The 1,804-nt window shown below is 71.0% G+C and carries 3 protein-coding genes; 1 reads left to right on the forward strand and 2 read right to left on the reverse strand.

Going from position 1 to position 1,804, the window contains the following annotated elements; all coding sequences use genetic code 11:
* The coding region (locus VGR06_RS11870; protein ID WP_327559078.1) for a HAMP domain-containing sensor histidine kinase at positions 1–698 on the forward strand (698 nt) is incomplete at its 5' end.
* Positions 699–1,046: 348 nt separating this feature from the next.
* On the opposite strand, the gene VGR06_RS11875 is transcribed toward VGR06_RS11870, so the two are convergent.
* Entirely contained in the window at positions 1,047–1,334 is a 288-nt protein-coding gene (locus tag VGR06_RS11875) for a hypothetical protein (RefSeq protein WP_327559079.1), read from the reverse strand.
* Positions 1,331–1,747, reverse strand: a complete 417-nt coding sequence (locus VGR06_RS11880) for an integrase core domain-containing protein (RefSeq protein ID WP_327559080.1) — start codon at positions 1,745–1,747, stop codon at positions 1,331–1,333. Before VGR06_RS11880 ends, VGR06_RS11875 begins: the two co-directional genes overlap by 4 nt.
* Positions 1,748–1,804: the final 57 nt, after the last annotated feature.

Consider the following 1,804-nt stretch of genomic DNA (forward strand, 5'->3'; position numbering starts at 1 on the left):
CCCGGGAGCGTGCCATGCTGCAGGTCGCGCTGGATGACCCCGGCACCACCGCCGAAACCTGGCGCGGTGTCGCCGCGGAGGTGCTCGACTCCAACGCCGAGCAGGAACGCCTCATCGAGGCGCTGCTCGCCCTGGCCAGCAGCCAGGGCGGCCTCGGCGAGCGCGAGCTGGTCGACCTGGCGGCTATCACCGGCGAGGTCCTGCTCTCCGCCCGCCCCGAGGCCGCCCGCCAGGGCCTGTCCGTGGATACCGTCACCAGGCCGGCGCCCCTGCTCGGCGACAAGCTGCTGGCCGAACGGCTGGTGGCCAACCTGGTCGGCAACGCCGTGCGCCACAACGTCGCCGGCGGGAAAGTCGAGGTCAGCACCGCGGCCAGGGACAGCCGCGCGGTCCTGACGGTGGCCAACACCGGGCCGGCCATCCCGCCCGAGGCGGTCGGCCGGCTGTTCCAGCCCTTCCGGCGGCTCGACGGACGTCGGGTACGCCATGACAGCGGCCACGGCCTGGGCCTGTCCATCGTCGATGCCATCGCCGCCGCCCACGGCGCCGCGATCACCGCTCGCGCCAGGACCGGCGGCGGCCTGTCCATCGAGGTCACGTTCCCCGCGATACCGGATCAGCCGCCGCCGGCCGCCTCGGCAGCTTCGACGAGCCGGGCTGACGCTGGGGGCAGCGCACGGGTCCGTTCGGCACAATAAGAACCGATGAGCGATGACCAGGCTGAGATGGGCACGAGCCACGAGTCGAGCCACGCAGTGCGGCCATCCTCGGAGCGGGTGCACAGCACGTACGGGCGGCGGCTAGCATCCTGGCCGCGCTCAGTGAGTCCGATCGGGCCTTGCTTCACGAGTCGGCAGTCCGCCATCCTGACCCGCGAACCACCGCCGCACGGGCGGGCCAGATCCTGTCGGCGGCCAGTCGAGCACGTTAGGGCAGGCGCATGCCTCGCCGTCCCGAGTGGTGCCAGGCACCTGCCGCGAAGCGCGACGGGGTTGCGTCCCGGAAGCGGTGTAAAAGCCGACTGACGCGGGCTCCTCATCGGGATGCTATGCAGCCGGTGTGACAGCCGTCTGGGCGACCACCTCCTCGTCGGTGGGTGCCTGGTCGAACAGCTCACGGCGAAGCTCGGCCAGCAGCCGGATCGAGCCGAGGGTCTGCTGCACCCCGCGCCAGCCGCGGCTGGCCCGGTCCAGCACCGCCCACACCAGCGACAGGCAGGTGCGCTCGCCCGGCAGCCGGCCGATCACCGTCACCCGACGGCGGGTCTCACCGAAGGTGCGCTCGATGAAGTTGGAGTGGCGGATGCGCGTAGGGTTCAGAAACCCGAACGTCATGCCGCAGCGTGGTAGTACTCGTGCACCAAACCCCCGAGACGATCCCGCCGCCGAACCCTATCGGTGACCGCAACAGCGGACGGCACGGATCCGAGGGCGATGCCCATCGGCGGGCGAAGCGCAAGGCCTCGGTGCGGCCGTTGGTCGTTGTAGTGCCGCAGGTACTCGCCGAGCACGCGCTCAAGGTGACGCCGCCCCCAGACCAGCATCCAATCCAGACACTCCTCACGAACCGTCCGCACCCACCGCTCGGCGAACGCATTGGCATTCGGCGCCTGGATCGGCGTCGTGATGATCCGAGTGCCGTCGGCCACGAACACGCCGTCGAAGGCGCGGGTGAACTTGCTGTCACGGTCGCGAATGAGGAACCGCGGCACGGTGGTGCCCTCCGCTGTTTCCCGCTCCCGTTCCATCGAGAGCTCCCGTGCCCGCTGGACCACCCACGACCCACTCGGGTGGTCGGTGACCCC

This window comes from Actinophytocola sp. (genome assembly GCF_036002505.1).
Taxonomy (GTDB): Bacteria; Actinomycetota; Actinomycetes; order Mycobacteriales; family Pseudonocardiaceae; genus DASYTH01.

What these genes read in the sequence shown, in the direction of transcription:
- VGR06_RS11880 (WP_327559080.1), bottom strand. Translation starts at nt 1,747, where the DNA reads ATGGAACGGGAGCGGGAAACAGCGGAGGGCACCACCGTGCCGCGGTTC.
- VGR06_RS11875 (WP_327559079.1), bottom strand. Translation starts at nt 1,334, where the DNA reads ATGACGTTCGGGTTTCTGAACCCTACGCGCATCCGCCACTCCAACTTC.